Here is a 23,710-nt window from a genome sequence, read left to right as displayed (position 1 = left end):
CCTCACTCCTGCTCTCTGGTGGGCAGGGACGCCATCACCTCGAACCAGCCGTCCTCGCGTGGCCCGATCCGTACGGACCCGCCGAGCATGGACGTTCTCTCCCATATGCCCACCACGCCGTGCCCGGTGCCCTTCCGCCGCACCGCACCGGGCGCGGCCGGGCTGTTGACCACACGTATCCCGATATCACCGGGACCGTAGGACAGTTCCACTTCGGCCCGGCATCCGGGCGAGTGCCGCAGCGCGTTGCTCAGCGCCTCCTGGGCGATCCGGAACACCGACAGCTCCACCCGCTGCGGCACCGGCCGCTCCGTACCGGAGATCACCGTGTCGATGCGCAGCCCCGCCGCCCGCACATTGGCCACCAGCTCATCGATGCTCTCCAGCGTCGGCTGCGGCGCGTACCGGGTGTCCGACTTCTCGTCCGGGGACCGCAGCATGCCCAGGATCTGCCGGAGTTCGGTGAGCGCGCTCACCGCGTTCTCCCGGATGCTCGCGAAGGAGTCCCTCAGTTCCTGGGGAGGCTCGGCCACCCGGTACGGCGCCGCCTCCGCCTGTGCGGCGACGACGGACATGTGATGCGCGACGACATCATGCAGCTCGCGGGCTATGCGGGTGCGCTCCTCCAGCAGCGTCCGCCGGGTCCGTTCGAACTCCGTCAACGCCTCCTGCTCCCGCAGCTCGCGGCGCGTCCGGCTGCGCCCCCGCAGCGTCGCGGCGGCCGCCAGTATGCACACCTGGAGCACGGTCAGCGGCAGCAGATCGCCGACGAACGACGGCGGTGACAGGACCGCGGTCAGCACCCCGCCGAGCAGCAGGGTCAGCAGCCACTGCGCGAGCGCCACCCCGACCCGCACCCGGCACGCGACCAGCAGCGTGACCCCCAGATACGCGATCAGTCCGGGCTCGGTCCACGGCCACGGCACCCCGGCCGGCGCCGCCGTGCCCACGACGGCCACGCCGATCGCGTACGGCAGCGACGCCGCGAACGCCAGCCACCAGGCGGCCACCGGGCGGAACAGCGCGAGCACCAGTGGCAGCGCCTGGGCGCCGGCGACGAGCGCGGCGGCCCACCACGGCAGCCCCAGCCGGTCCACGATGATGATCGTCCCGGCCGCGGCCAGGTCCGCCGCGACGAACACGGCGCACACCAGCGGAAGCTGCCGCAGGAAACGATTCCGCGCGCCGCGTAAGGGGGGTGAGGTCCGGCGGGAGGTGTCGCACAACTCGCGGCCCACCGCGCGAAGGGCGTCCCCGGGACTCCTCCGCTCACTCAGGTGTGCCCCCGGCTCATTCGGTACGTTCGGGTGTTCCCGTGTCACGCGCCCATCGTACGAGTCACCAGGGATCTTGCGGTGGGCCGCTCCCGGTGGAGTCCCCCCGTCCCACCACGGCCGACGCGGGCGGCCGGGCCGGGGCGGGCCGTTCCGCGCGTCCCGCGGCGGCGCCGTGACGCGTGATCCGGAACACCTTTTCCAGGTCCGGGGTGCGCGTCGCCGTGCGACGCCGCATGTCATACCTCAGAGCTACACCGGAAGATAGCTCCTACGCGTGACGCCCTTCCCGGCCGCGGAATCTAGGTTCGAGACAACCGTACGCACAAGAGGCGGACGGCGGACAAGAGACGCGTGGAGGGGAACGGCACAGTGCGAGCTGCCAGGTTGAGGAGAGGCGGGCTGACGGTGGCCATCGCCGCGGCCATCGTGGGGTCGGTCGCCGCCGGCACCGCGTCCCCCGTTCCCGGCACTCCCGCCCCGCCGCAGCTGCCCCCGGTCCAAGCGCGGACGCTCGACGAGCGGTACACCGCCAACCGCGACTACATCGCGGACGCCGAGCGCGCCGCCCACCGCCTGGGGGACTCCTACAGGGAACACCACCTGCGCGAGCTGCACGCATCCGGACGGCAGTTCCTCTCCTTCGACGCCCAGGGCGACGGACAGGCCGTCGAAGTGCTCGGCGACCTCGCCACCGCCGACCGGGTCGTCGTCCTCGTCCCGGGCTCGGACACCACCCTCGACACCTTCGACTACCTCGGCTCGCGACAGGCCTCCCTCAGCGGCGGCGCCCACGCCCTCCACGACGAGATGCGGCGGCTCTCCCCCTCCTCCGTCGCCGTGGTCGCGTGGTACGGCTATCAGGCCCCGCGCACCATGAGCCGTGACGTCGCCACCACCGCCCGCGCCGATGAGGGCGGCCACCGCCTGACCGCCCTGCTCGGAGAGTTGCGGACCGCCAACGCCCAGGCGCCCGTCACCTTCATGTGCCACTCCTACGGTTCGGTGGTGTGCGGCAGCGCCCTCAGCCGTATGGACACCCGGACGTCCGCCGGCCTGGCCGGGGCCGCCCTTTTCGGCAGCCCCGGCACCGGCCTGCGCTCCACCGCCGACCTGCCCGTCCACGTCCCCGTGTGGGCGACCCGCGGCACCCAGGACTGGATCGCCCGAGCACCGCACGTCAGCGTGAGCGTCTTCGGCACCACCCTCGGATTCGGCACCGACCCGACCTCGCCGTCCTTCGGCGCCCGCCCCTTCGACGCCGGGAACAGCGGCCACAGCGGCTACTTCGAACCCGGCAGCCTCGCCCTGCGCAATCTCGCCCTGATCGGCCTCGGCCGTGGACCGGAGGTGTCCGGTGACTGAGTTACGTCTGCGCCCCTCCGAAGAATCCCGGCGGACCCGCGCCACCGAACGGGTCGAGCCCCGCCCGCGCCCGGCCGGCCGGCTGCACCGGGCCGTACTCCGCATCGACGCGGCGACCCCACCGGACCGCGACCGGGCGATCGACGTCCTGCGGACCCTGTCCATCCTCGGCGTCGTGCTCGGGCACTGGCTGGTCAGCGCGGTCGTGCTGCACACCGACAACCATCTGCTGGGCGCCAGCCCGCTCCAGAGCATGCCCGCCCTCTCCCCCCTGACGTGGGTGCTCCAGCCGCTGGCGGTGTTCTTCTTCGTCGGCGGGCGGGTCGCGGCCCAGGGGTACGCCACCGCCCTCCGGCGCGGCGTCCGCTACCGGCCGTGGCTCGTCCGGCGTGCCCGCAGGCTGGCGCGCCCCACGGTGCCGCTGCTCTCCTTGTGGGCGCTGGTCCTGGTGGGCATGGCGGCCACGGGCACCGCCCACGAGACGGTGCACACCCTGCTCAACCTCGTCGTTTCACCGCTGTGGTTCCTGCTGGTCTTCGTCGTCCTGACCGCGGCCACCCCGCTGCTGCACCGCCACGGCATCCGGATCGCCGTCGTGGCAGGTGCGGTGGTGGCCCTCCTGGACCTCGCGCACTTCGCGGGCGGCGGCACCGCCTGGATCGAGCGGCTCCGCGATGTCAACATCCTCGCCGGCTGGCTCGTCCCGTACTGCCTGGGCGCCGCCTGGTCCGCCGGTGCGTTCGCCCGCCGCCGGTCCGCCGTCGCACTCCTCGTAGGCGGCGCCCTGGCCACCGCCGGGCTGATCCTGTGGGGCGGCTACCCCGCCGCCATGGTCGGTGTACCGGGCGCGGAGCTCTCCAACCTCAATCCGGTCTCCCTCGCCGCCGTCACCTTCGGCCTGGCGCAGTGCGGCGGCGCCCTGTTGATGTGCCGTCCGCTCCGCCGGGCGGTGGCGGCGCCGGGCCAGACCTCCAGGCCCCTGGCGGACACTCCCCTGCGTGCCCGCCCCGCTCAGTTCCTGTGGGCGGCGGTGGCGACGCTGAACCTTTCGGCGATCACGGTGTTCCTCTGGCACCAAACCGCCATGCTCGCCGTGACCACCCTGTTCCTGGGGCTCGGCGACCCCCTCTTCGGCCTGCACACCAGTCCCGGCACTCCGGCGTGGGCGGCTGCCCGCTGCGCCTGGGCCCTGGTCTTCGCCGTGGCGCTCCTCATGTTGTGCGCTGCCTTCCGGCAGGTGGAACGGGACGCCTCCGCACGAAAGGACGGCATCCGAGCGCTCACGAACGCCTGACGACTTCTCCCCCCTTTGCACGTGATGAACAGGACGGCTCGCCGGGCCGACCGGGCCCGCCCGTTGGAGGAACGCATGGACGCCATAACCACCGACCACATCCGCACGCTCTACCAGAAGTACGAAAAGGACCTGCGGGCGGTGCGCGATGCCCAGCGCCAGTTCCTCCAGGACCGCGGCAAGTCGATGAAGGCGCAGCTCGACGATTACGAGGCCGAGATCACCTATCTGCTTCTGCGGGACCTGCGCCCCGATGTCGTGGTGGAGATCGGCACCTTCTACGGCTGGTCCACCATGTGGATCCTCAGCGCCCTGCGGGACAACGAAGCGGGCCACCTGCACTCGTTCGACATCGTCGACAACGTCGTACGGAACGTGCCGGCCGAACTCTCCGAGGGGCGCTGGACGTTCACCAAGGGCGATGTGCGCGAGCACCTGGGCAAGGTCCCCGCCGAGGCGGACTACCTCTTCATCGACGCCGACCACGGCGCCCGGTTCGCCCACTGGTACATCGACAACCTCTTCCCGGCCGTTCCCCCGCACACGCCGACCAGCGTCCACGACGTCTTCCACGGCCGGCGCCCCAAGCCCTTCAGCGAGGGCTCGGTCATCGTCAAGTGGCTGGCCGAGAACGACATCGACTTCTTCACGGCCTCCACCGCCAAGGCGCCCGAGGTGACACGTGAACTCGCCGAGTTCAAGGCCGGGCTGGAGCTCGACGAGCCGGTGCGCGACAGCGACCACAACCCGATGATCTTCTTCACGCTGCCGTAGCGCGGCAGGGGCGCCGCCGGGCTCCCCACCCCCATGACAGACGCCGGTCGCCCGGCGGGAGAACCCCCGCTCCCGCCGTGGCGACCGGCGTCCTTGCGTAGGGAAGCGCACGATGCCCGTGCTCAGGACACGATGTCTCCGCGCCGCAGACCGGAGCCGGCCGGGACCTCCGCCGGATCGCCGCCCACGCTCACGGCACGGTTCTCCCCGTCCACGAAGACGACCCGCGGCTCCAGCTTGCGGGCGGCCTCGTCCTCGACCGAGGCGTAGGAAATGATGATCACGAGGTCACCGGGGCTGATGAGCCGGGCCGCGGCACCATTGATGCCGATGATTCCGGAATCCCGCGGCCCTTCGATGACATAGGTGGACAACCGCGCACCGTTGTCGATGTCCACGATATCCACCTTCTCCCCGGGGAGGAGGTCGGCCGCCTCCATCAGGTCGGAGCTCACCGTCAGCGAGCCGACATAGTGCAAGTCCGCCTGGGTGACGGTCGCCCGATGAATCTTCGACTTCATCATGGTCCGGTACACGTGTTTCCTCTTTCTGCGCAGGGATGGTGCGGATAACGGTTCAAAGCTCCCGGTGGCGGACACCGGGAGCTGCGAAGCCAGGGAGAGAGAATGGGCTGGGCGGTGCGGCCCGTCGGGTCACAGCAAGGCGGTGAGCCGGGCGCTGATATCCCGCACGACGTCCCGCTCATGCGGTACGAGGAAGAAATGACCGCCCGGAAAAGCGAGCGTTTCGCATCCGACGGTGGTGAGTTCCGACCAGGCCCGCACATCGTCCGGCGAGGGGCCGGGGTCGTCGGTACCGAAATAGGCTGTGACGGGTACGTCGACGGCCGGCGCTTTGGGGCCGGCCGCATAGGCGTCCAGCAGCTGGTAGTCCGCGCGGATCGGCGGCAGGAGCAGGTCCCGCAGCTCGGGCTCCTGGAGCAGCTCCGCCCCCGGGCCGCCGAGACCGGCGACCCTCGCCAGCAGTTCGTCGTCGTCCAGCTCGCCGTCGCTCATCCGTCGCAGCCGGTCGGGCGCGGCCCGGCCGGAGACGAACAGGGCCCGCGGGGCGGGGGCGCCGCGCGCCGCGAGCAGCGCGGTGACCTCATGGGCCACCGACGCCCCCATGCTGTGCCCGAAGAACACCGTCGGCACACCCATCGCCGGCGCCAGGACGTCGGCCAACTGCCCCGCGAGCTCCGCCATCGAGACGGGGCACGGCTCGGCTATGCGCTCTTCACGCCCTGGATAGCGCACCGCGCTCAGTTCCCAGTCCTGCGGCGCCCACTGGTGCCAGTTGCGGAAGAAACTCGCCGTCCCTCCCGCGTGCGGGAAGCAGATCAGCTGGATTCTCGGTGCGTCCACGGGCCGGAACGTACGCAGCCACGGAGTGCCTGAGGACGAGGCAGGGAAGGGAGCCATGCGCGCACCCTAAGCAGCGGCTCTATCGGTGCCTTATCGCCTGCCCGCCCGCCGTCCCGGTGCCGTGCGCCCGGGGCCGAGACCCGTACCCACGTGCACGGATACAGCACCCTCACACACCCGCAAATCGCCTCGGCAGCGGCCGGGAATCGTCGATAACGAAAGGAAACCCGGCCCGGCTAGCTTCACCGCAGACACAGCGGCCCACCGCCTGACGGGGTGTGGTCGGCACGATCCAGCTCACGTTTTCCACCAGCTGGTTCCAGTTCTTCGACGCAGGAGATAGCAGCGTGATCAAGTCAGTTGTCATTGTCGGCGGCGGCACCGCGGGCTGGATGAGCGCCTCCTACCTCAAGGCGGCATTCGGGGACCGCCTGGACGTGACCCTGGTCGAATCCGATCGGGTGGCCACGATCGGCGTCGGAGAGGCGACGTTCAGCACCGTCCGGCATTTCTTCGACTACCTCGGCCTGGACGAGTCGGAATGGCTCCCGGAGTGCTCCGGCTCCTACAAACTGGGAATCCGCTTCGAGAACTGGCGCGAGCCCGGCCACCACTTCTACCACCCGTTCGAGCGGCTGCGGACCGCCGACGGCTTCCCCCTCGCCGACTGGTGGCTGCGCGAGGGCGACCGCAGTGAGCCCTTCGACCGCTCCTGCTTCATCACTCCCGCCCTGTGCGAGGCCGAGCGCTCGCCGCGGATGCTCGACGGCTCGCTCTTCGCCGGTGACCTCGACGGCTCGCTGGGCCGCTCGACGCTGGAGGAGCAGCGCGACCAGTTCCCCTACGCCTACCACTTCGACGCGGCGCTGCTGGCGAAGTTCCTGACCAAGTTCGGCACCGACCGCGGTGTCCGGCACGTCGTCGACGATGTGCTCGATGTCGCGCGTGACCAGCGCGGCTGGATCAGCCACGTCACCACCCGCGAGCACGGGGACCTGTCCGGCGACCTCTTCATCGACTGCACCGGCTTCCGCGGTCTGCTGATCAACCAGACCCTGGAAGAGCCCTTCGAGTCCTTCGAGGACGTCCTGCCGAACAACCGCGCCGTCGCCCTGCGCGTCCCGCAGCCCAACCAGGCCGAGACCGGCATGAGGCCGTACACCACCGCCACCGCGATGGACGCCGGCTGGATCTGGACCATTCCGCTGTTCGGCCGCATCGGCACCGGTTACGTGTACTCCGACGCGCACTGCACGCCCGAGGAGGCCGAGCGCACTCTTCGCGCGTTCGCCGCCCCCGGCCAGGACGACCTGGAAGCCAACCACATCCGGATGCGCATCGGCCGCAACCGCCGTTCGTGGGTCAACAACTGTGTCGCCATCGGTCTGTCCAGTGCCTTCGTCGAGCCCCTGGAGTCCACCGGCATCTTCTTCATCCAGCACGGCATCGAGCAGCTGGTGAAGAACTTCCCCGACGCGCACTGGGACCAGGCCCTGATCGACGACTACAACAACCGGGTCGCCAACGTCCTGGACGGCGTCAAGGAGTTCCTGGCCCTGCACTACCGGGCGGCGCAGCGCGACGACACCCCGTACTGGAAGGAGGCCAAGGTCCGCGCCCTGCCGGACGGCCTCGCCGAGCGCCTGGCGCTCTCCTCGTCCCACCTGCTCGACGAGCACACCATCTACCCCGCCTACCACGGCTTCGAGCAGTACTCGTGGATCACGATGCTGCTGGGCCTGGGCCACGAGCCGGCCCGTCCGCGGCCGGCTCTCGCGCACATCGACCCGGCCGGCGCCCGCGCCGAGTTCGCGGCCCTCAAGGCCAGTACCCAGCGCCTGGTCGAGAACCTGCCGAGCTGCTACGAGTACGTCGCGTCGCTCAACGCCCGCCGCTGACCCGGCAGTTTCCCCCGCCGACGCCTGTCACCCCAGCACCGGTCACGGGCGTCGGCGCGCCCCCGTACACCCCGCGTCCCGACGGCGCGGGGCACGCCGCCGCACCGCCGCACCCCTCCTGAAGGGCGACCGAGCATGGCCAGCCGCCTGTCCGCATCCCACGCCGCAGTACCCGACGCTTCGCGCCTCCTCCCGTGGCAGCACCGGGACACCGTCGGTACGCCGGTACCGCTCGACGGCTTCCGGGCGTTGATGAGCGCCTTCCCGGCGGGCGTCGCGGTGATCACCACCTATGGTTCCGACGGCGACCCACGCGGCCTGACCTGCACCTCTCTGGCCAGCGTCACGGCCGAGCCGCCCATCCTCTCGGTCTGCCTGAACACCCGCGGCGAGACGCTCCAAGCCCTCTGCGACCGCGGCGCGTTCGCGGTGAACCTGCTGCACGACCGGGCACGGCACACCGCCGAGGTGTTCGCGAAGCCGGTCGCCGACCGGTTCGCCCACACCGAGTGGCAGCCCTCGCCCGAGGCCGGTCTGCCGTGGCTGACCGACGACGCGTTCGCCACGGCCGAGTGCGAGGTGGCACACCTGGCGGAGATCGGCGACCACACGCTGGTCCTGGGCCTGGTGACCGGCGTGGTCCGCGCGGCAGGGACACCGCTGCTGTACGGGGCGCACCGGTTCGCCGCCTGGCCCGGTGGCGAACTGCCCGAATTCCGGCGCGACACCGCGCTGCCCACCGTCGCCGCGGGCACCTCGCGCTGACCACGGTCGCTCACCACGGCGCAGGGCAGCCCGGACGCCCGGCACCCGCCGTCCCCCTGCTCGCAACGGAACCGCATCGGAGGAGTGAGATTCGTGTCAGCGAATGCTGCCGGTACGTCCCTCAGGACGCTGGTGCTGGCTCTCGTCGAGGAGGTACTGCGGGCGGGCCCGGTCACGGCCGAGGACAGCTTCTACGACTTCGGGGGCTCGTCCTTGCAGGCCATGCGCGTCTGCGTCCGCGTCCAGAAGGAGACCGGCATCGAGATCATTCCCGAGGCCCTCCTCGACAGCGACAGCCTCGGCGCCTTCGCGGACGCGGTGGTGGCGCGGGCAGCGGACGGATGAGCGGCCCAGGACCGATCCATGAGGCGGTGGCCCGGCAGGCGGCCACCAGGCCCGGGGCGACCGCCGTCATCGGCGGTGGCGAGCGCGTCGGTTACGCGGAACTCGATGCGGCCTCGACCGCTCTCGCCGTGCGGTTGCGCGACCGCGGTGTGGTGCCCGGCAGCCTGGTACCGGTGGCACTGCCCCGGTCGGCGCACCTCATCGCCGTCCTTCTCGGCGTACTCAAGTGCGGGGCGGCGTACGCCGCCTTGGACCCCCGATGGCCGGCGGCCAGGTTGCGCCGGCTCCTGGACGTACTGAAGCCGCCGCTCCTCATCGCCGCGGGGACGCTGCCGGGTACGGAGATGCCCACGTGGGCGCCTCCGTCGGGCCCCTTGGCGGCGCTGGCCGATCGCCACACCTCCGGCATCCTGGCGCCCGGTGTCACGGGCGACGACCCGGCCACCGTGTTCTTCACCTCCGGCACGACAGGCGCGCCCAAGGCGGTGCTCTCCCCGCACCGGGCGACCACCCGCCTGACCGGGATGACGGCCGGCTGGTCGGGGCCCGGCCGGACCATGGCCCAGGCGGCCCCGGCCTCCTGGGACGCCTACGCACTGGAGGTGTGGGGGACGCTCACCGCCGGGGGAACCTGTGTGGTGGCCGAGGGCGACCACCTGCTGCCCGGCACTCTGCGCACCCTGGTCCGCGAGCACGGCGTCGACGCGGTCTTCCTGACCACGTCCGTCTTCAGTCTCTTCGTCGAAGAGGACGTGGAAAGCCTCCGCGGGCTGCGCCACGTGCTCACCGGCGGCGAGCGGCTGCCGGCCGGGGCGGCCCGCAGGTGCCTGGCCGCCCACCCGGACCTCGCGCTGATCAACGGCTACGGTCCTGTGGAGAGCTGTGTCTTCGCCACCACCCACCGGGTGCGCCCCCAGGACTGTGCTGCCCCGTACATCCCGCTCGGCACCGCCGTACCGGGGACGGCGGTTCACGTACTGGCCGCAGACGCGCCGGCGGCCACCGGAACCGAGGCGGAGATCTGTATCTCCGGTGCCGGCCTGGCACTGGAGTACCTCGGCGCCCCCGGCCTGACCGCGGAGCGCTTCCCCGTGGTACGGCTCGGCGGCGTACCGACCCGGATCTACCGGACCGGGGACCGGGGGCTGCTGGACGACCGGGGAACCCTCCACTTCCGTGGCCGCACCGACCGCCAGGTGAAGATCGCCGGTCACCGTATCGAGCCCCGGGAGATCGAGGAGGCGGGCAGCACCGTCCCGGGTGTCCGGGAGTGCGTCGTCGAAGTGCTTCCCGACGTCTCGGGCAGCGGCCGCAGGCTGGCCATGTTCTACACGATGACCTCACCGGGCACCGGCGGACACCGGGACCTGCCGCCGCCGGCCATGCGGCGTGAACTGTCCGCGAGGCTGCCCGGCCACCTCGTGCCGCAGGTGCTGAAACGGTGTTCCGCCCTGCCCCTGACGGCCAACGGCAAGCTCGACCACGCGGCTCTGCTGGCGACCCTGTCCCCGCCCCGCTACCGGCACCGCCCCATGAACAGGAGCCTGTGATGACGCTCGACCCGGCCGGGGCGGCGGACACCACGGCATCGCTTCCCACCTACCCGATGTCGTACGAGCAGGAGTCCATCTGGCTCACCGATCAGTTCGACGGCAACGCCCACCAGTACGTCGAGTCCTGGGTCCACCGCCTCCGCGGTGACTTCAGCGTGCCCGCCCTGGAAGCAGCCCTGACGGGCATCGTGCGTCGGCACGAGTCGCTGCGCAGCCACCTGCACATGGCCGGGGGGACACCGAGCCAGACGGTGCTGCCTCCGATGCCGGTCCCCCTGCCAAGACGCCGGGTCACCCCCGACGAGCTGGACACCGCCGTACGAGAGGCGGTGGCACCGCCTCTCCCCCTGAACGAGCCGCCCTTGCTGCGGGCCACCCTCCTGGAAGTCGGCGACCGGGACGCGGTTCTCGCCGTGGCCGTCCACCACGCCGTCGTCGACGGCTGGTCGTTGCATCTGCTCGACGAGGAGTTCAGTGACCTCTACCGCGCTGCGCTGGACGGACGCGGTCCCGAAAGACCGTCGCTCCCGCTGCAGTTCGGGCCGTACGCACAGCGGCAGCGCAACGCCGGAACGCCCCGGGACGGCCTGCCGGCGTACTGGCGGAACACCTTGAGGGACGCGCCGCCGGAGTCGGCCTTCCCACTCGACCATCCGCGCCCCGACGTCGCGGTCCATCGCGGCGGTCTGGTCGAATTCACCCTGGACACCGAACTCACGCGCCGGATACGCCGGTTGTGCCGGGAGCAGAAGGCCACCCCGTTCATCGTACTCGCCGCCGCCCTGACCGCGCTGATCGGCAGGCACGGGGACCAGCGGGACGTGGTGCTCGGCACCCCGGTGTCCCGCCGCGAGGGGCCCGAACTCGAACCCATGATCGCTTGTCTGACCGATGTGATGCCGCTGCGCCAGACGGTGGACCCGCGGCAGTCGTTCCGCGACCTCGTCGCACAGACGAAAGACACGGTCCGCGCGGTCGTCGCGCACAAGGACGTGCCGTACACCAGGCTGGTCAGGGAGTCCGGGGAGCAGCGGACCCTCGCCCGCCTCCCCCTCTTCCAGGTCGTGCTGACCGTGGACGACGGTCAGCCTCCGGGCCTGTCCCTGCCGGGCGTGCGGAGCGAGCGCCGCTATCCGCACAACGGGACGTCGAAGTTCGATATCTTCGTCCATCTCATCCCGGAGAACGGCGGCTTCCGGGGGCGGCTGGAGTACGACACGGGCCTGTTCACGCCCGGTACGGCCGGGAAACTGGCACAGCGGTTCGCTCTCCTGCTCCGGGACGCGACCGAGCATCCGGACCAGGCCCTGGCGGAGTCGGCACTGCTGACAGACGACGACCACGCCGTGCTCCGTGAGTGGGGCGAAGGACCGCCACCGGCGACGGGCACACTCCTTGCCCACGAGGCGTTCGTCCGTGCCGCCCGGCGCACACCGGACCTGCCCGCCATGACGCACCGGGGCCGGCACCTCACCTATGCGCAACTCGACGAGGCTTCCGACGCGCTGGCCGCGCGGCTGGTGGCCGAGGGCTACGGGCATGCCCGGATCGGCATCCTGCTGGAGCGGGGGCTTCGGCTGCCGGTCGCGGTGCTTGCGGTCCTCAAAGCGGGCGGCTGCTGCGTGCCCGTCGACGCCGCGTACCCGGCCGACCGTATCGCCTTCATGCTGAGCGACAGCCGGGCCGGGGCCGTGCTGACGAGCGGCGCCCTGCTCCACCACACCGCCGGGCTGCCGGAAGTCGATCCCTGGCTTCTGGACACTCTCCCGGCGGCGGACAGCCCGAGGAGACGCCTTCCCTCCGTCGGCGAAGAAGCCCCGGCGTACCTGATCTACACCTCGGGCTCCACCGGCCGGCCCAAAGGCGTCGTCATGCCGCACCGGGCCCTGGCCGCTGTCACCGACTGGCAGACCCGCCGGTCCGCCGTCACCGGCGCGCTCCGCACCGCGCAGTTCGCACCGCTGAGTTTCGACGTGTTCTTCCAGGAACTGTGCTCCACCTGGGCCGCCGGCGGCACTCTCGTCCTGGTCGACAACGGGATACGCCGTGACCCGGCCCGCCTGCTGGCGTTGATCGGGGCCGAGTCGATCGAGCGGCTGTTCCTCCCGTATGTGGCGCTGCACCAGCTCGCCGAGTACGCGGCCGTGGATCCCCGCTCCTGCCCTTCGCTCAAAGAAGTCATCAGTTCGGGCGAGCAGCTGTTCATCACGCCGGCGATCCGCCGCTTCTTCACAAAGAGCACCGACGCCGTCCTGGACAACCAGTACGGGCCGTCCGAGACCCATGTGGTCACCGCGGAGAGGCTCTCGGGGCACCCCTCCGGGTGGCCCGACCGCCCGTGCATCGGCCGGCCCGTCCCCGGAGCCGGCATCCGTATCCTCGACGACCGGATGCGGCCCGTGCCGCCGGGGGTGGCGGGCGAGATCTGCATCGGCGGCAGGAGTGTCGCCACCGGATATCTCGGGCAGCCGGACCGCACACGGCAGACGTTCGCACCGGACCCCGCCCGGCCGGAGCCGGCCCGCCTGTACCGCAGCGGCGACCGGGGCAGGTTCCGGCCCGACGGCACTCTCGTCTTCCTCGGCCGACGCGACGACCAGGTGAAGATCCGCGGGTACCGCGTGGAACCCGGCGAGGTCGAATCCGTACTGAAGTCCATGCCCGGCATCGCCGACGCCGTCGTGACGGTCGACGCGTCCGATCCCCACGACAAGCGGCTGGTGACCCACTACGTCCCCGCCGACCGGGACGGTCCGGACGCGGGAGCGCTGCGCCGGCGTCTGCGGACCCGGCTGCCCGAACCGCTGGTCCCGTCGCTGTGGGTGCCGATGGCCGACCTGCCGTTGACCCCGAGCGGCAAGGTGGCCCGTACCGGCCTGCCCGTACCGCACCGGCACCCCGCACCGGCGGCCGACAGGGCGGCGGGAGCCGATGCGGAGCCGGCCGCCCCCGGAGACGCGCCGGCGCTCAGCGACGCGGAACGCCGGGTGGCGGCCGTCTGGAGCGACGTGCTCGGCGTCGGCGAAATCGCCGCCGACGACGACTTCTTCGCTCTCGGCGGCGACTCGCTCCTGGCCGTCCGGCTCCTGCTCGCGCTGCGTGAACGATGGGGCGTCCGCCTGCCCCTCGGAGCCGTCTTCACCGCCCCGACGCTCGCCCGCATGGCAGCACTCCTCACGGAGACGGCAACGCTCCCCGACGCCCCGGACCTGCTGCCCGACACCGTCCTCGACACCGCCGTCACCCCGACGCACGCCTTCACCCGGACCACCCGCGATCCGGCGCACCTGATGCTCACCGGAGCGACCGGATTCCTGGGCGCGTTCCTGCTGCACCGGCTGCTCTCCGCCACGGATGCCACCGTGCACTGCCTGGTCCGCGCGGGTGACGTGCCCTCCGGGATGATCCGGCTGAAAGCCGCGCTGGAACGGTACGAGCTGTGGGACGACACGTTCACCGGGCGGATCGCGGCGGCGCCGGGAGACTTGGCCCGTAAGCGACTGGGCCTGGCCCCTGAAGTCTTCGACACCCTCGCCCGCCAGGTGGACGCGGTCTACCACGCCGGAGCGACGGCCAACCTGGCCCTGCCATACGAACAGTTGAGGGGTGCCAACGTACTCGGCACAGCCGAGGTGCTGCGCCTCGCGGCCCTGCACCGCACCGTTCCCCTGCACCACGTCTCCACCGTGGGCGTGTACCCGGGCGTGGCCGCCGAGGGCGGCGGCCCGATCCGTCCGGAGGCACCCCTTCCGGAGGCAGGCGCGCTACGGAACGGATACGCACAGAGCAAATGGGCGGCCGAAACGCTCATCCACCGGGCGAGGTCGCGCGGGTTGCCGGTCTCCGTCTACCGGCCCACACGGATCAGCGGTGCCACAGGCAACGGACTGTGCCAGACGTCCGACTACCTCTGGCTGCTGCTGAAGGGGTGCATAGAGGCCGGACGGGCCCCGGGCGACCTGGAGACCGCTTTCGACCTCATACCCGTGGACCGTGTCAGCGACGCCCTGGTCGAACTCTCCCTCCTGCCACAAGCCGCGTCCCGCGTCTTCCACCTGGCGAGCGGACACCACATCCCCTTGTCGACCGCCGTCACCTGGTTGCGCACCTTCGGCTACCGCATCACGGAAGTGACCACCCGTTCCTGGCGCGGCACCATCGAGCAGGACGGTACGAACTCCGCTTTCCCTCTCCTCGCTCTCCTCCCGGCCGACGGGAAACCGGACGGAGCGGGTTCCGGACGCGATGCGGTGTTCGACGCGACGAGCACCTGGGACCTCCTGCGCGAAAGCGGCATCGAACGCCCCGAAGTGAACAGCGACGATTTCCTCCGCACGGTGCGCGCCTTCGTACGATCCGGATTCCTTCCCCCTCCCCCGCACGGGAGCCGGGAGCCGGGAGCCGCACCGAGCCCGACCGAGCAGCAGGGAGCTGTCGGATGAACACCCTCACCACGGCAGCCGTACTCCCCCTCGACCCGCTGGAACCACACACACTCCTGGTATTCCTGCTCCAGATAGGCGCTCTGCTCGGCCTGGCACTGGCGCTGGGCCGGCTGGCCCGGCGCCTCGGCATGCCGGCCATCGTGGGAGAGCTGGCCTCGGGTGTCCTGCTCGGCCCCTCCTTCCTGACCCAGGCCGCACCGGGCCTGGCCGGGTGGCTCTTCCCGCCGGACGCCCTGCAGATGCATCTGCTGGACGCCGTGGGACAGCTCGGCGTCCTGCTCCTGGTCGGCTTCACCGGCATGCACCTGGACCTGAAACTGGCCCGGAGGCACGGCGGCACGGCCACCGCCGTCGGCACCGCCGCCCTTCTGCTGCCGCTGGCGCTCGGCGTGTGGCTGGGTTACGCGATGTCCGGCCGGCTCAAGCCCCCGGCCGTCGACACCGTGACCTTCGCCTGCTTCATCGGCGTCGCCATGTGCGTCAGCTCGATCCCGGTCATCGGCCGGGTGCTCGTCGACATGAAGCTGATGCACCACACCGTCGGCCAGCTGATCCTGGTCGTCGCCACCATCGACGACGCGGTCGGGTGGCTCCTGGTCTCCGTCGTGACGGCCATGGCCACCACCGGCGTCGGAGCCCACGAAATCGCCACCCCGCTATGGCACATGGCCGTCCTCCTCCTCGTGGTGTGCACCGTCGGGCGCTGGACGGTGCACCGGGTGATGAGCTGGGCCGGCCGCTCCGCGTCCCCCGGAAACACCATCGCCGCGACCGTCATCCTGCTCGTCCTGTCCGGCGCGGGCGCCCAGGCCCTGGGCTTCGAGGCGGTGTTCGGCGCCTTCCTCTGCGGCATCCTCATCGGCGTCCGCGGCTCGGCGGACCAGACACGGAAATTGGAACCGCTCAACACCACGGTGCTGTCCTTCCTCTCCCCGCTGTTCTTCGCCCTCGCCGGCCTCCGCATCGACCTGACGTCACTGGCCGACACCACCGTCGCTCTGTGGGGCCTGGCCGCACTCGTCATCGCCGTGGCCGGAAAGTTCCTGGGCGCCTTCGTCGGCGGTGCCGCGGGCCGGCTCAGCCGCTGGGAGGCACTGGCGCTGGGCGCCGGCATCAACGCACGGGGAGTCGTCCAGATCGTGATCGCGGTCATCGGACTCCGCCTCGGCCTGCTGACCCCGGCCATGTACAGCATCATCGTCCTGATCGCCATCCTCACCCCCCTCATGGCACCACCCATCCTCCGATTCGCCATGAAACGCATGGAGGGCACGGCTGGAGGTGCACTGCACCCGGCCTCCCCTCTGCACGGCGTCGGCAGCACAGGGGCACGGGGTGAGGGGGCTACGCCCGCTGCCGCGGCCATCGACGGGCCCGGCGACCCGAGGGAGCGCCAGACGGCTGACCGGGCCTGAGCCACGCAAGTCAGCTGACCGGGCCTGAGCCACGCAAGTCAACGGGCCTGGGACACACGCCAAAATGACGCACCCGTACGCCAAGCAGGCTTCGCAGCCGGCCCGAACGCGATCGTCCCCCTTGACTGCGGGTCAGCGGGCGCGCCGGCCCCGAAGGAACGCCCGCCTGGGCAGGAGGAGCAGCAGCAGGCTGTAGTACTGCAGCACGGGTACGGCGAGGGCAAGGACAAGAGCCAGGACCAGAAGGAGGACGTTGAGACAGCTCACGGTATACAAATCGCTGATCTTCCGTCGGCCCTCTTCACCGTCCCCCTCGACCAGTCCCGGGGTGGTTTTGAGGATCCTCAGCATCGCCAGCCGGCACACCATGCTCGCCAGGAGAACCGTGTAGTAGAACGCCGCCACGAACCGGTTACGGCCGAAGGCGCCGATCATCTCCGTCGGCAGGGGAAGCACGACGACGGACAGCAGCCATCCCATGTTCCACACCGTCAAAGAGCGGGTGACCCTCGCGACCGACGAGAAGGTCCGGTGGTGCTCCTGCCAGATGTTTGCGATGACCGCGAAGCTGAGCAGGAAGCTCCAGATCTGGTCGAGGTGACCGGTGAGCACCTCGCTGGCCTGCTGGTGGGCGGACACGGCCTCCGGAACGAGATCGATCAGCGGCAGGATCAGCAAAGTGATCGAGATCGCGGTCACCGCGTCGGTGAACAACACCAGCCGTTCACCCGAGGCACCCCCTTCGCTCCTGCCCGGCGCGGGAAGCGGCGGCCGAGCCGGGTCGTATCCTCCCGTGCCGATGTGGTCGACGGTGTCGCTGGCACCCATGCGTGTTGCACCTTTCTTCTGTCCGGTCCGCCGGGCCGGGGTCTGCCGGCTGCGGCGGCTCCCACGACCGGGGCGAACCCCAATGCCTGGCTGTACAAGGGCTGTTGGGTAAACGGATTCGAGTTCGAGTACGAAGCAGCCGCTGCCCACGGGGCAGGCCGGGGCTCAGGGCTGCCCGGCGGCGCGCACCTTCAGCGCTGCCGAGCGGGTGAGCAGCGCGGCAATCGCCATGAACACCAGCCCGTTGGTGACGATCGAGGCGATGTCCTGAGGCGGGGCGCCGTGCCGGAAGAAGAAGCGGCCCAGCTCGGACTCGAACCAGTAGGTGGCGCCGATGGAGAACACCGAGCGGGCGACGATCAGGCCGATCCAAAGCGCCGCGTAGCTGCGGCCGGCCCGGGCGACGACCTGGCCGTCCGGCTCCCGGAAAACCTGGACCTGGCTGACGGCGACCAGCCCGAACAGCACACCGGCCGCGAGGCCGCAGATCTCGATGGCCAGGCCGATCCCGTTGTCGAAGAAGGTGTGGACGAACACGGGGACGATGATCACCGCGACGATCAGCGGGCGGAGCAGGCGTCCGCGGCTCACCGCCTTGGTGCCGAGGTCGGCGTGCAGGGTCGTGAGCAGCACGACGAGGTTGATGAGGAGAGCGCTCTGCAAGGTGGACATGGTTTCCGCCGGTAGGTGAGGGGGGTTCTTGTCCACACAGCGTCGGACCTGTGCCACGGCCCGGACGTCGGCCGAGGAACCGAGGAGGGTGGAGCGCGGATACCTCCACCCTTCTCCACCCTCCTCCACCTGCCGGCGGGCCCCGGCCCGGCTGCGGGGCAGAGGTGCATGCCAAGCTGAAACCATGGTCATGACCACCGAAGGCAAGCCGTCGTCGGCGCGCCCTGTGCCACCGCGACCGATCCTGCCGCGTGCTGACCTCTGGCAGCATGGGCTGCCTCGGGTGCTCGGGTTGGCTCTGGTACTGGTCGGCCTGCCGTTCTCGGACGGGCTTGTCTGGTCCGCCACCACCTGGGGGCTGGTGGTGCTGATGAGCGGCGCCTGGGCTCTGTGGTGCGCGGCCGGCTTCCGTACGGGATCTCCGGTGCCCGAGGCGTTGGCAGCGCCGATCCTGGGCGTCGCAATGATCAGCGGGAACCTCCTGGTCACCCTCGAACCCGAGGCCGTGCTGGCCACGGCAATCGTCGGCATGGCGGCGGTGTCGTCCGGAGCGATCCTGTCCACGCTGGTCAGCGCGGCCGTGCTGGCGGCCGGCGTCCTGGCGCTGGCGATCGGCGGGATCGTGGCCGGCTTCCCCGGGCAGGCATGGGCGCGCGTCGCCGCCTGGATCGCCGCCCTGCTGGCTTGCCAGCTCGCCGGCGCGACCCGACGCAGCATCGGGACTCAGCACGCGCAGGCGGAGGAACTGCTGCTGCAGACCCGGCGTGTGCACGAGGAGGAGCAGCGGGCCGCGGCGCTGGCCGAGCGGACCCGGGTCGCCCGGGAGATCCACGACGTCCTGGCGCAGTCGCTGGGTGCCCTGGCGGTGCAGTTGGACGTGACCGACTCGCTGCTCACCGCGGAGCCGCCGCGCACCGAAGAGGCGGTGGAGCGGGTCCGCAACGCCCGCCGGATCGCCGTCGACGGACTGACCGAGACCCGCCGCGCGATCACGGTCCTGCGTGCGGACACCCCGCCCCTGCCGGAGGCCCTCACCGCGCTGGTCCACGACCACCGCACCGCCTCCGGCGCGCCCGCGACCTTCACACCGGTCGGCACCCCGCGCGCTCTCGAACCGGACGTCGGGCTAGCGTTGCTGAGAGTCGCCCAGGAGTCCCTGGCGAACGCCGCCAAGCACGCCCGCGGACAGGAGCTGACCGCCATTTTGGACTACGAAGAGGACCAGGTGAGGCTGACCGTGCTGTCCGGGCCCGCCGGCTCCGGTGGCGGCGAGGCCGGCCCACGGCCCCGAGTGGCGGGGATGGACGGCGGCTACGGTCTGGCCGGCATGCGCGAGCGGTTGCTGCTGGTCGGCGGCGACCTGACGGCCGGCCCCACCCCGCAGGGGTGGCGCGTGCAGGCGGAGGTGCCCGCATGAGTACTCGGGTCGTGGTCGTCGACGATCAGCAGGTGGTCCGCGAAGGCCTGATGACCCTGCTGGACATGATGGACGGCATCGACGTCGTCGCCGGGGGCGCGAACGGCGAGGAGGCCGTCGCCCAGGTCGCCGCAACGCACCCGGACGCGGTGCTGATGGACCTGAGCATGCCGGGGATGGGCGGCGTGGAGGCCACCCGCCGGATCGTGGCGGCGCACCCGGACGTGGCCGTCGTGGTGCTGACGACCATGGCGGACGATCAGCTGATTCTCGACGCCCTGCAGGCCGGCGCCCGCGCCTACCTGACCAAGGACGCCGGCAAGACCGAGATCGTCCGCGCGATCGAGGCCGCGCTCGCCCGGCACACCACCTTGGACCCGATCGCCCAGGAGCGGCTGCTGGCCGCCGCCATGCGCGGCACCGACCATACGACCGAACGGCGGCGGGCCAAACCGTCCCAGGACCTGCTGACCCCGCGCGAGTCCGACGTACTGCGGCTGCTCGCCCAAGGGTTGTCGAACGGCGCGATCGGCCGTCGCCTGCTGGTGGGGGAGGCCACCGTCAAGACCCACATCAACCACCTGTTCGCCAAGCTCCAGGTCCGCACTCGCGCGCAGGCCGTCGCCTGGGCCCATGCCCACGGTTTCGGACCCGGTGCGGACGGCGTGCGCTCTGGCCAGCCCGCCGGGTGAGCGGCGCGCCGGGCACGTAGCTGAGCACGGCCGCCCGGCCGGGAGAGTGTGCAGCCGCTGAAGGCCTGCGTCGGTCGGCTCGCCGCGGGCTGCGTGGTGGAAGGCGATGGCGAGGTCGAGCAGGACCTGGATGGCGGTGAGTCCGGCGAGGTCGGCTTCGGTGCGCAGCGGGTGGGCGCGGTCGTCGAGCTGGGTGGTCGTGGTGCCGGCGTCACGGATGAGTGCGGCGATCTGCACGGTCAGGGATGTGGCGCGCAGGTCGAGGCCGGTCAGGTACTGCACGAGCGTCAAATGAGCGTCATTTCAGCGTCGAGACATCGCCCGTAACGCCCGCACCGCACATCATGCGCACCCACAAACCGCAGTTCAGGAGCCCTTTGTCGCCCTCTCAAGGATGACCACGCACTCCACGTGATGCGTGACCGGAAACAGATCGAACGCCCGCATCCGCCGCGGCACGTACCCCGCCTCCGCGAAGTACTTCAGGTCGCGGGACAGGGCGGCCGGGTCGCAGGCGACGTAGGCGATGCGGCGGGGGTTGAGGGCGGCGAGGTGGGTGATGGTGGTGTTGCCGGCGCCGGCGCGTGGGGGGTCGAGGACGACGAGGTCGACGTCGGTGATGCCGGTGCGCGGGAGGATCTGGTCGACCTTGCCGTGTTCGATGCGGACGCGGTCGAGGTCCTGGAGGTTGTGGCGGGCGTCCTCGACGGCGCGCTTGCTCGATTCGATACCGAGGACGGCGCCCTTGTCGCCTACGCGTTCGGCGAGGGCGCCGGCGAAGAGGCCGACGCCGCAGTAGAGGTCGAGGGCCATGTCGCCCTTCTTCGGCATCAGGCCCTGCATGACGGCCTCGACCAGGAGGTCGGCCGCCTTGGGGTGGACCTGCCAGAAGCCGCCGTTGCCGACGCGCCAGGTGCGGTCGGCGGCGCGTTCGCGGACGAAGGGGCGGCCGTGGACGCGGTGGACGCCGCCGTCCTTCTCGTGGACGCGGAGGACCGAGACGGGCTTGTCGAGTTCGACGATGGGGAGGCGGCCGCCGGGGCGGGGGGTCAAGACGACTTGCCGGTCGTTCGAGCCGGTGGCGGCGATGGCCTCGACGGTGGCGATCTGGGGCCAGTCGCGCTTTTCGATGCCGAGTTCCGAGACGCCGGGGGCGGCGATCAGGCAGTGGTCGACGGGCTGGACGTCGTGGGAGCGGTGCTTGCGCAGGCCGGGGTTGCCGTCGGCGTCCACGGCGTACTGGACACGGGTGCGCCAGGCGGGGACCTCGCCCTTGGCGACCTTGTCGCCGGGGGCCGGCTCGACGGTGCCGTCCCAGCGGGCCTCTTCCGGGGTGAGGCCGGCCAGGCGGGCCAGCTGCTCGGTGATGACGTCGGCCTTCAGGCGGCGCTGGGCGCCGGGGGCGGCGTGCTGCCAGTCGCAGCCGCCGCACTTGCCGGGGCCGGAGAAGGGGCAGGGCGCCTCGACGCGGTCCTTGGAGGGGGTGAGGATCTCGACGGCGTCGGTGCGCAGGAAGCGGGCGCCCTCCTCGCCGTCGGTGACGCGGGCGACGACGCGTTCGCCGGGCAGGGCGTGCCGTACGAAGAGGACCTGGCCCTCGTCCGTACGGGCGATGCAGTGGCCGCCGTGCGCGACGGGGCCGACCTCGACCTCGTACTCCTCGCCTACCAGCGACTTCTTGGGTTCTGTCTGCATGGTGGGAGGACTCCTGGGGTGGGACGAGGGAGGCGGGAGAGGGAGGGGGGAGAGAGGTGGTGGGGTTGTGGGGGGGTGCCCGTTCGCTGCCTGGGGTGCCAGTGGTGCTGCGGGCCGGACGCCAGCCGATAAGTCTACGGGGCGAAGAGCCGGAGGCCGAACCGGACGCAAGGCGGAGAGAACAGTCATGGGCCTGGCCCCGCCGCATGGCGGGGCCAGGCCCAGTGACGGAGCCAAGCCCAGTGGCTGCGCAAACGCCGATGGCCGTGCGCGCCGGCAGCTGTGCGGCCCCCCTACTTCCGCGTAGCCGCCTTCTCCTTCTTCGGCTGGGTGACCGGGCCGCGCCGCACCGCGCCCGGTGCGTTCCATTCGGCGCGCTTGCGGGCGCGGCGTTTGGCGGCCTCGGAGGAGTCGAGCTGCCAGGGGACGGAGGTGACCATGATGCCGGGCGTGAAGAGCAGGCGGCCCTTGAGGCGCAGGGCGCTCTGGTTGTGGAGGAGGTGTTCGTACCAGTGGCCGACGACGTACTCCGGGATGTAGACGGAGACGGCGTCGCGCGGGCTCTCGCGGCGCAGGGACTTGACGTAGTCGATGATGGGGCGGGTGATCTCGCGGTAGGGGGAGGCGAGGACCTTCAGGGGTACGCCGATGCCGCGGCGCTCCCACTCCGCCTTGAGGGCCTTGGTCTCGGCGGGGTCCACGTCGACGCTGACCGCTTCGAGGGTGTCCGAGCGCATGAGCTTGGCGTAGCTCAGGGCGCGCAGGGTGGGCTTGTGCACCTTGGAGACCAGCACGATGGAGTGCACGCGGGAGGGCCGTACGGCCTCGTCGCCGGGGACGTCCTCGGCGGCGATCTCCTCGGCGACCCGGTCGTAGTGGCGGCGGATCGCGGTCATGGTGGCGAAGAAGATGACCATGCCGAGGACGGCGACCCAGGCGCCGTGGCTGAACTTCGTGAGCAGGACGACGACGAGCACCAGGCCGGTCAGGGTGGCGCCGAAGGCGTTGATCGCCCGCGAGCGGTGCATCCGGCGGCGCTTGGCCGGGTCCTTCTCGGTCAGCAGGTGGCGGTTCCAGTGGCGGACCATGCCGATCTGGCTGAGCGTGAAGGAGACGAAGACGCCGACGATGTAGAGCTGGATCAGGCGGGTGGAGTCGGCGCCGTAGAGGTAGACGAGGACGATGGCCGCGCCGGCCAGCAGCACGATGCCGTTGGAGAAGGCCAGCCGGTCGCCGCGGGTGTGCAGCTGGCGCGGCAGGTAGCGGTCCTGGGCGAGGATCGAGCCGAGCAGCGGGAAGCCGTTGTACGCGGTGTTCGCGGCGAGGAAGAGGACCAGGGCGGTGGCGGCGGCCAGCACGACGAAGAAGAACGTGCCGTCGCCGAAGACCGCGGCGGCGACCTGCGAGATGACCGGGTTCTGGGTGTAGCCGGAGCCGACCGGGACGCCGTTGTGCAGCAGGTCCTTGGCCGGGGTCTCCGCCATCTTCACGTCGGTGGCCATGGCCAGGCCGATGATGCCGCAGAACATGGTGACGGCCAGGCCGCCCATCAGGGCCAGGGTGGTGGCGGCGTTCTTCGACTTGGGCTTGCGGAAGGCGGGGACGCCGTTGGAGATCGCCTCGACGCCGGTGAGCGCGGCGCAGCCGGAGGAGAACGCGCGCAGCAGGAGGAAGACGAGGGCGAAGCCCGCGAGGCCGCCCTGTTCGGCGTGGATGGTGAAGTCGGCGGTGGGCGCCTTCATGGTGTCGCCCATGATCGCGCCGCGCACCACACCCCAGATGATCATGATGAAGACGCCGGCGACGAAGATGTACGTCGGGATCGCGCAGAGCTTGCCCGACTCCTTGACGCCGCGCAGGTTCATCACCGTCAGCAGCGCGATCATGACGACGGCGCAGAGCGTCTTGTGTTCG

At 71.1% G+C, this 23,710-nt stretch carries 19 protein-coding genes; 12 read left to right on the top strand and 7 right to left on the bottom strand.

Features of this window, described 5'->3' with window-relative positions; translation table 11 throughout:
- Positions 1–2: 2 nt before the first annotated feature.
- Positions 3–1,151 carry a sensor histidine kinase gene (locus tag A6A06_RS08075; protein WP_242440630.1) on the bottom strand — a complete coding sequence of 383 codons (1,149 nt, stop codon included), beginning with the start codon at positions 1,149–1,151 and terminating at the stop codon, positions 3–5.
- Positions 1,152–1,682: 531 nt separating this feature from the next.
- Here A6A06_RS08075 and A6A06_RS08070 point away from each other — a divergent pair.
- From A6A06_RS08070 to A6A06_RS08060, 3 genes are all read left to right on the top strand, one after another.
- The gene (locus tag A6A06_RS08070) at positions 1,683–2,639 is read left to right on the top strand and encodes an alpha/beta hydrolase (RefSeq protein ID WP_242440629.1); all 957 of its coding nucleotides are present in this window, start codon (positions 1,683–1,685) and stop codon (positions 2,637–2,639) included.
- Entirely contained in the window at positions 2,632–3,933 is a 1,302-nt protein-coding gene (locus tag A6A06_RS08065; RefSeq protein WP_073760489.1) for an acyltransferase family protein, read from the top strand. The genes A6A06_RS08070 and A6A06_RS08065 overlap by 8 nt, the downstream gene beginning before the upstream one ends.
- Positions 3,934–4,008: 75 nt before the next feature.
- Positions 4,009–4,707 (top strand): class I SAM-dependent methyltransferase, encoded by a 699-nt coding sequence (locus A6A06_RS08060; protein ID WP_073760488.1) that lies wholly within the window; start codon positions 4,009–4,011, stop codon positions 4,705–4,707.
- Between the two features lie 122 nt (positions 4,708–4,829).
- Here the strand turns inward: A6A06_RS08060 and panD are convergent, their stop codons facing one another.
- Positions 4,830–5,243 carry an aspartate 1-decarboxylase gene (gene panD, locus A6A06_RS08055; RefSeq protein WP_073760487.1) on the bottom strand — a complete coding sequence of 138 codons (414 nt, stop codon included), beginning with the start codon at positions 5,241–5,243 and terminating at the stop codon, positions 4,830–4,832.
- 117 nt (positions 5,244–5,360) lie between these two features.
- Positions 5,361–6,071, bottom strand: a complete 711-nt coding sequence (locus A6A06_RS08050) for a thioesterase II family protein (protein WP_242440628.1) — start codon at positions 6,069–6,071, stop codon at positions 5,361–5,363.
- A gap of 347 nt (positions 6,072–6,418) precedes the next feature.
- Between A6A06_RS08050 and A6A06_RS08045 the strand changes: the two genes are divergently transcribed.
- The 6 genes from A6A06_RS08045 to A6A06_RS08020 all read left to right on the top strand — a co-directional run bounded on the left by A6A06_RS08045 (position 6,419) and on the right by A6A06_RS08020 (position 16,492).
- On the top strand, positions 6,419–7,969 hold the full coding sequence (locus A6A06_RS08045; protein ID WP_073760485.1) for a tryptophan halogenase family protein: 1,551 nt from the start codon (positions 6,419–6,421) through the stop codon (positions 7,967–7,969).
- 135 nt (positions 7,970–8,104) lie between these two features.
- Positions 8,105–8,734 (top strand): flavin reductase family protein, encoded by a 630-nt coding sequence (locus A6A06_RS08040; protein WP_079193872.1) that lies wholly within the window; start codon positions 8,105–8,107, stop codon positions 8,732–8,734.
- Between the two features lie 93 nt (positions 8,735–8,827).
- On the top strand, positions 8,828–9,079 hold the full coding sequence (locus tag A6A06_RS08035; RefSeq protein ID WP_199930751.1) for an acyl carrier protein: 252 nt from the start codon (positions 8,828–8,830) through the stop codon (positions 9,077–9,079).
- Positions 9,076–10,629: an amino acid adenylation domain-containing protein gene (locus tag A6A06_RS08030; RefSeq protein ID WP_079193870.1), complete on the top strand. Its 1,554-nt coding sequence runs from the start codon at positions 9,076–9,078 to the stop codon at positions 10,627–10,629. The genes A6A06_RS08035 and A6A06_RS08030 overlap by 4 nt, the downstream gene beginning before the upstream one ends.
- Positions 10,629–15,074: a non-ribosomal peptide synthetase gene (locus A6A06_RS08025; RefSeq protein ID WP_073760482.1), complete on the top strand. Its 4,446-nt coding sequence runs from the start codon at positions 10,629–10,631 to the stop codon at positions 15,072–15,074. Before A6A06_RS08030 ends, A6A06_RS08025 begins: the two co-directional genes overlap by 1 nt.
- Positions 15,071–16,492: a cation:proton antiporter gene (locus tag A6A06_RS08020; protein ID WP_073760481.1), complete on the top strand. Its 1,422-nt coding sequence runs from the start codon at positions 15,071–15,073 to the stop codon at positions 16,490–16,492. The genes A6A06_RS08025 and A6A06_RS08020 overlap by 4 nt, the downstream gene beginning before the upstream one ends.
- Before the next feature lie 132 nt (positions 16,493–16,624).
- On the opposite strand, the gene A6A06_RS08015 is transcribed toward A6A06_RS08020, so the two are convergent.
- Positions 16,625–17,320: a TMEM175 family protein gene (locus A6A06_RS08015; RefSeq protein WP_242440627.1), complete on the bottom strand. Its 696-nt coding sequence runs from the start codon at positions 17,318–17,320 to the stop codon at positions 16,625–16,627.
- Between the two features lie 165 nt (positions 17,321–17,485).
- Positions 17,486–17,992, bottom strand: coding sequence for a CcdC protein domain-containing protein (locus tag A6A06_RS08010; RefSeq protein WP_073760479.1), 507 nt, complete (start codon positions 17,990–17,992; stop codon positions 17,486–17,488).
- Positions 17,993–18,284: 292 nt separating this feature from the next.
- Between A6A06_RS08010 and A6A06_RS08005 the strand changes: the two genes are divergently transcribed.
- The 3 genes from A6A06_RS08005 to A6A06_RS07995 are packed head-to-tail and all read left to right on the top strand — an operon-like array spanning position 18,285 to position 20,428.
- Positions 18,285–19,409, top strand: a complete 1,125-nt coding sequence (locus A6A06_RS08005; RefSeq protein WP_073760478.1) for a sensor histidine kinase — start codon at positions 18,285–18,287, stop codon at positions 19,407–19,409.
- Positions 19,406–20,101 carry a response regulator gene (locus A6A06_RS08000; protein WP_073760477.1) on the top strand — a complete coding sequence of 232 codons (696 nt, stop codon included), beginning with the start codon at positions 19,406–19,408 and terminating at the stop codon, positions 20,099–20,101. The genes A6A06_RS08005 and A6A06_RS08000 overlap by 4 nt, the downstream gene beginning before the upstream one ends.
- A gap of 48 nt (positions 20,102–20,149) precedes the next feature.
- Positions 20,150–20,428, top strand: a complete 279-nt coding sequence (locus tag A6A06_RS07995; RefSeq protein WP_073760476.1) for a hypothetical protein — start codon at positions 20,150–20,152, stop codon at positions 20,426–20,428.
- A 39-nt stretch (positions 20,429–20,467) separates the two neighbouring features.
- Here the strand turns inward: A6A06_RS07995 and A6A06_RS07990 are convergent, their stop codons facing one another.
- The gene (locus A6A06_RS07990) at positions 20,468–21,796 is read right to left on the bottom strand and encodes a class I SAM-dependent RNA methyltransferase (protein ID WP_073760475.1); all 1,329 of its coding nucleotides are present in this window, start codon (positions 21,794–21,796) and stop codon (positions 20,468–20,470) included.
- 293 nt (positions 21,797–22,089) lie between these two features.
- Positions 22,090–23,710 (bottom strand): APC family permease (locus A6A06_RS07985; protein WP_073760567.1); only part of this gene is annotated, 1,621 nt, incomplete at its 5' end.

The organism is Streptomyces sp. CB02923, from assembly GCF_001905005.1.
Classification (GTDB): domain Bacteria; phylum Actinomycetota; class Actinomycetes; order Streptomycetales; family Streptomycetaceae; genus Streptomyces.
This window is presented reverse-complemented; position numbering and strand designations above follow the sequence as displayed.

Coding starts and splice junctions, on each gene's coding strand:
- A6A06_RS08060 (WP_073760488.1), top strand. CDS start 4,009: ATGGACGCCATAACCACCGACCACATCCGCACGCTCTACCAGAAGTAC.
- A6A06_RS08040 (WP_079193872.1), top strand. CDS start 8,105: ATGGCCAGCCGCCTGTCCGCATCCCACGCCGCAGTACCCGACGCTTCG.
- A6A06_RS08030 (WP_079193870.1), top strand. CDS start 9,076: ATGAGCGGCCCAGGACCGATCCATGAGGCGGTGGCCCGGCAGGCGGCC.
- A6A06_RS08025 (WP_073760482.1), top strand. CDS start 10,629: ATGACGCTCGACCCGGCCGGGGCGGCGGACACCACGGCATCGCTTCCC.
- A6A06_RS08020 (WP_073760481.1), top strand. CDS start 15,071: ATGAACACCCTCACCACGGCAGCCGTACTCCCCCTCGACCCGCTGGAA.
- A6A06_RS08015 (WP_242440627.1), bottom strand. CDS start 17,320: ATGGGTGCCAGCGACACCGTCGACCACATCGGCACGGGAGGATACGAC.
- A6A06_RS08010 (WP_073760479.1), bottom strand. CDS start 17,992: ATGTCCACCTTGCAGAGCGCTCTCCTCATCAACCTCGTCGTGCTGCTC.
- A6A06_RS08000 (WP_073760477.1), top strand. CDS start 19,406: ATGAGTACTCGGGTCGTGGTCGTCGACGATCAGCAGGTGGTCCGCGAA.
- A6A06_RS07990 (WP_073760475.1), bottom strand. CDS start 21,796: ATGCAGACAGAACCCAAGAAGTCGCTGGTAGGCGAGGAGTACGAGGTC.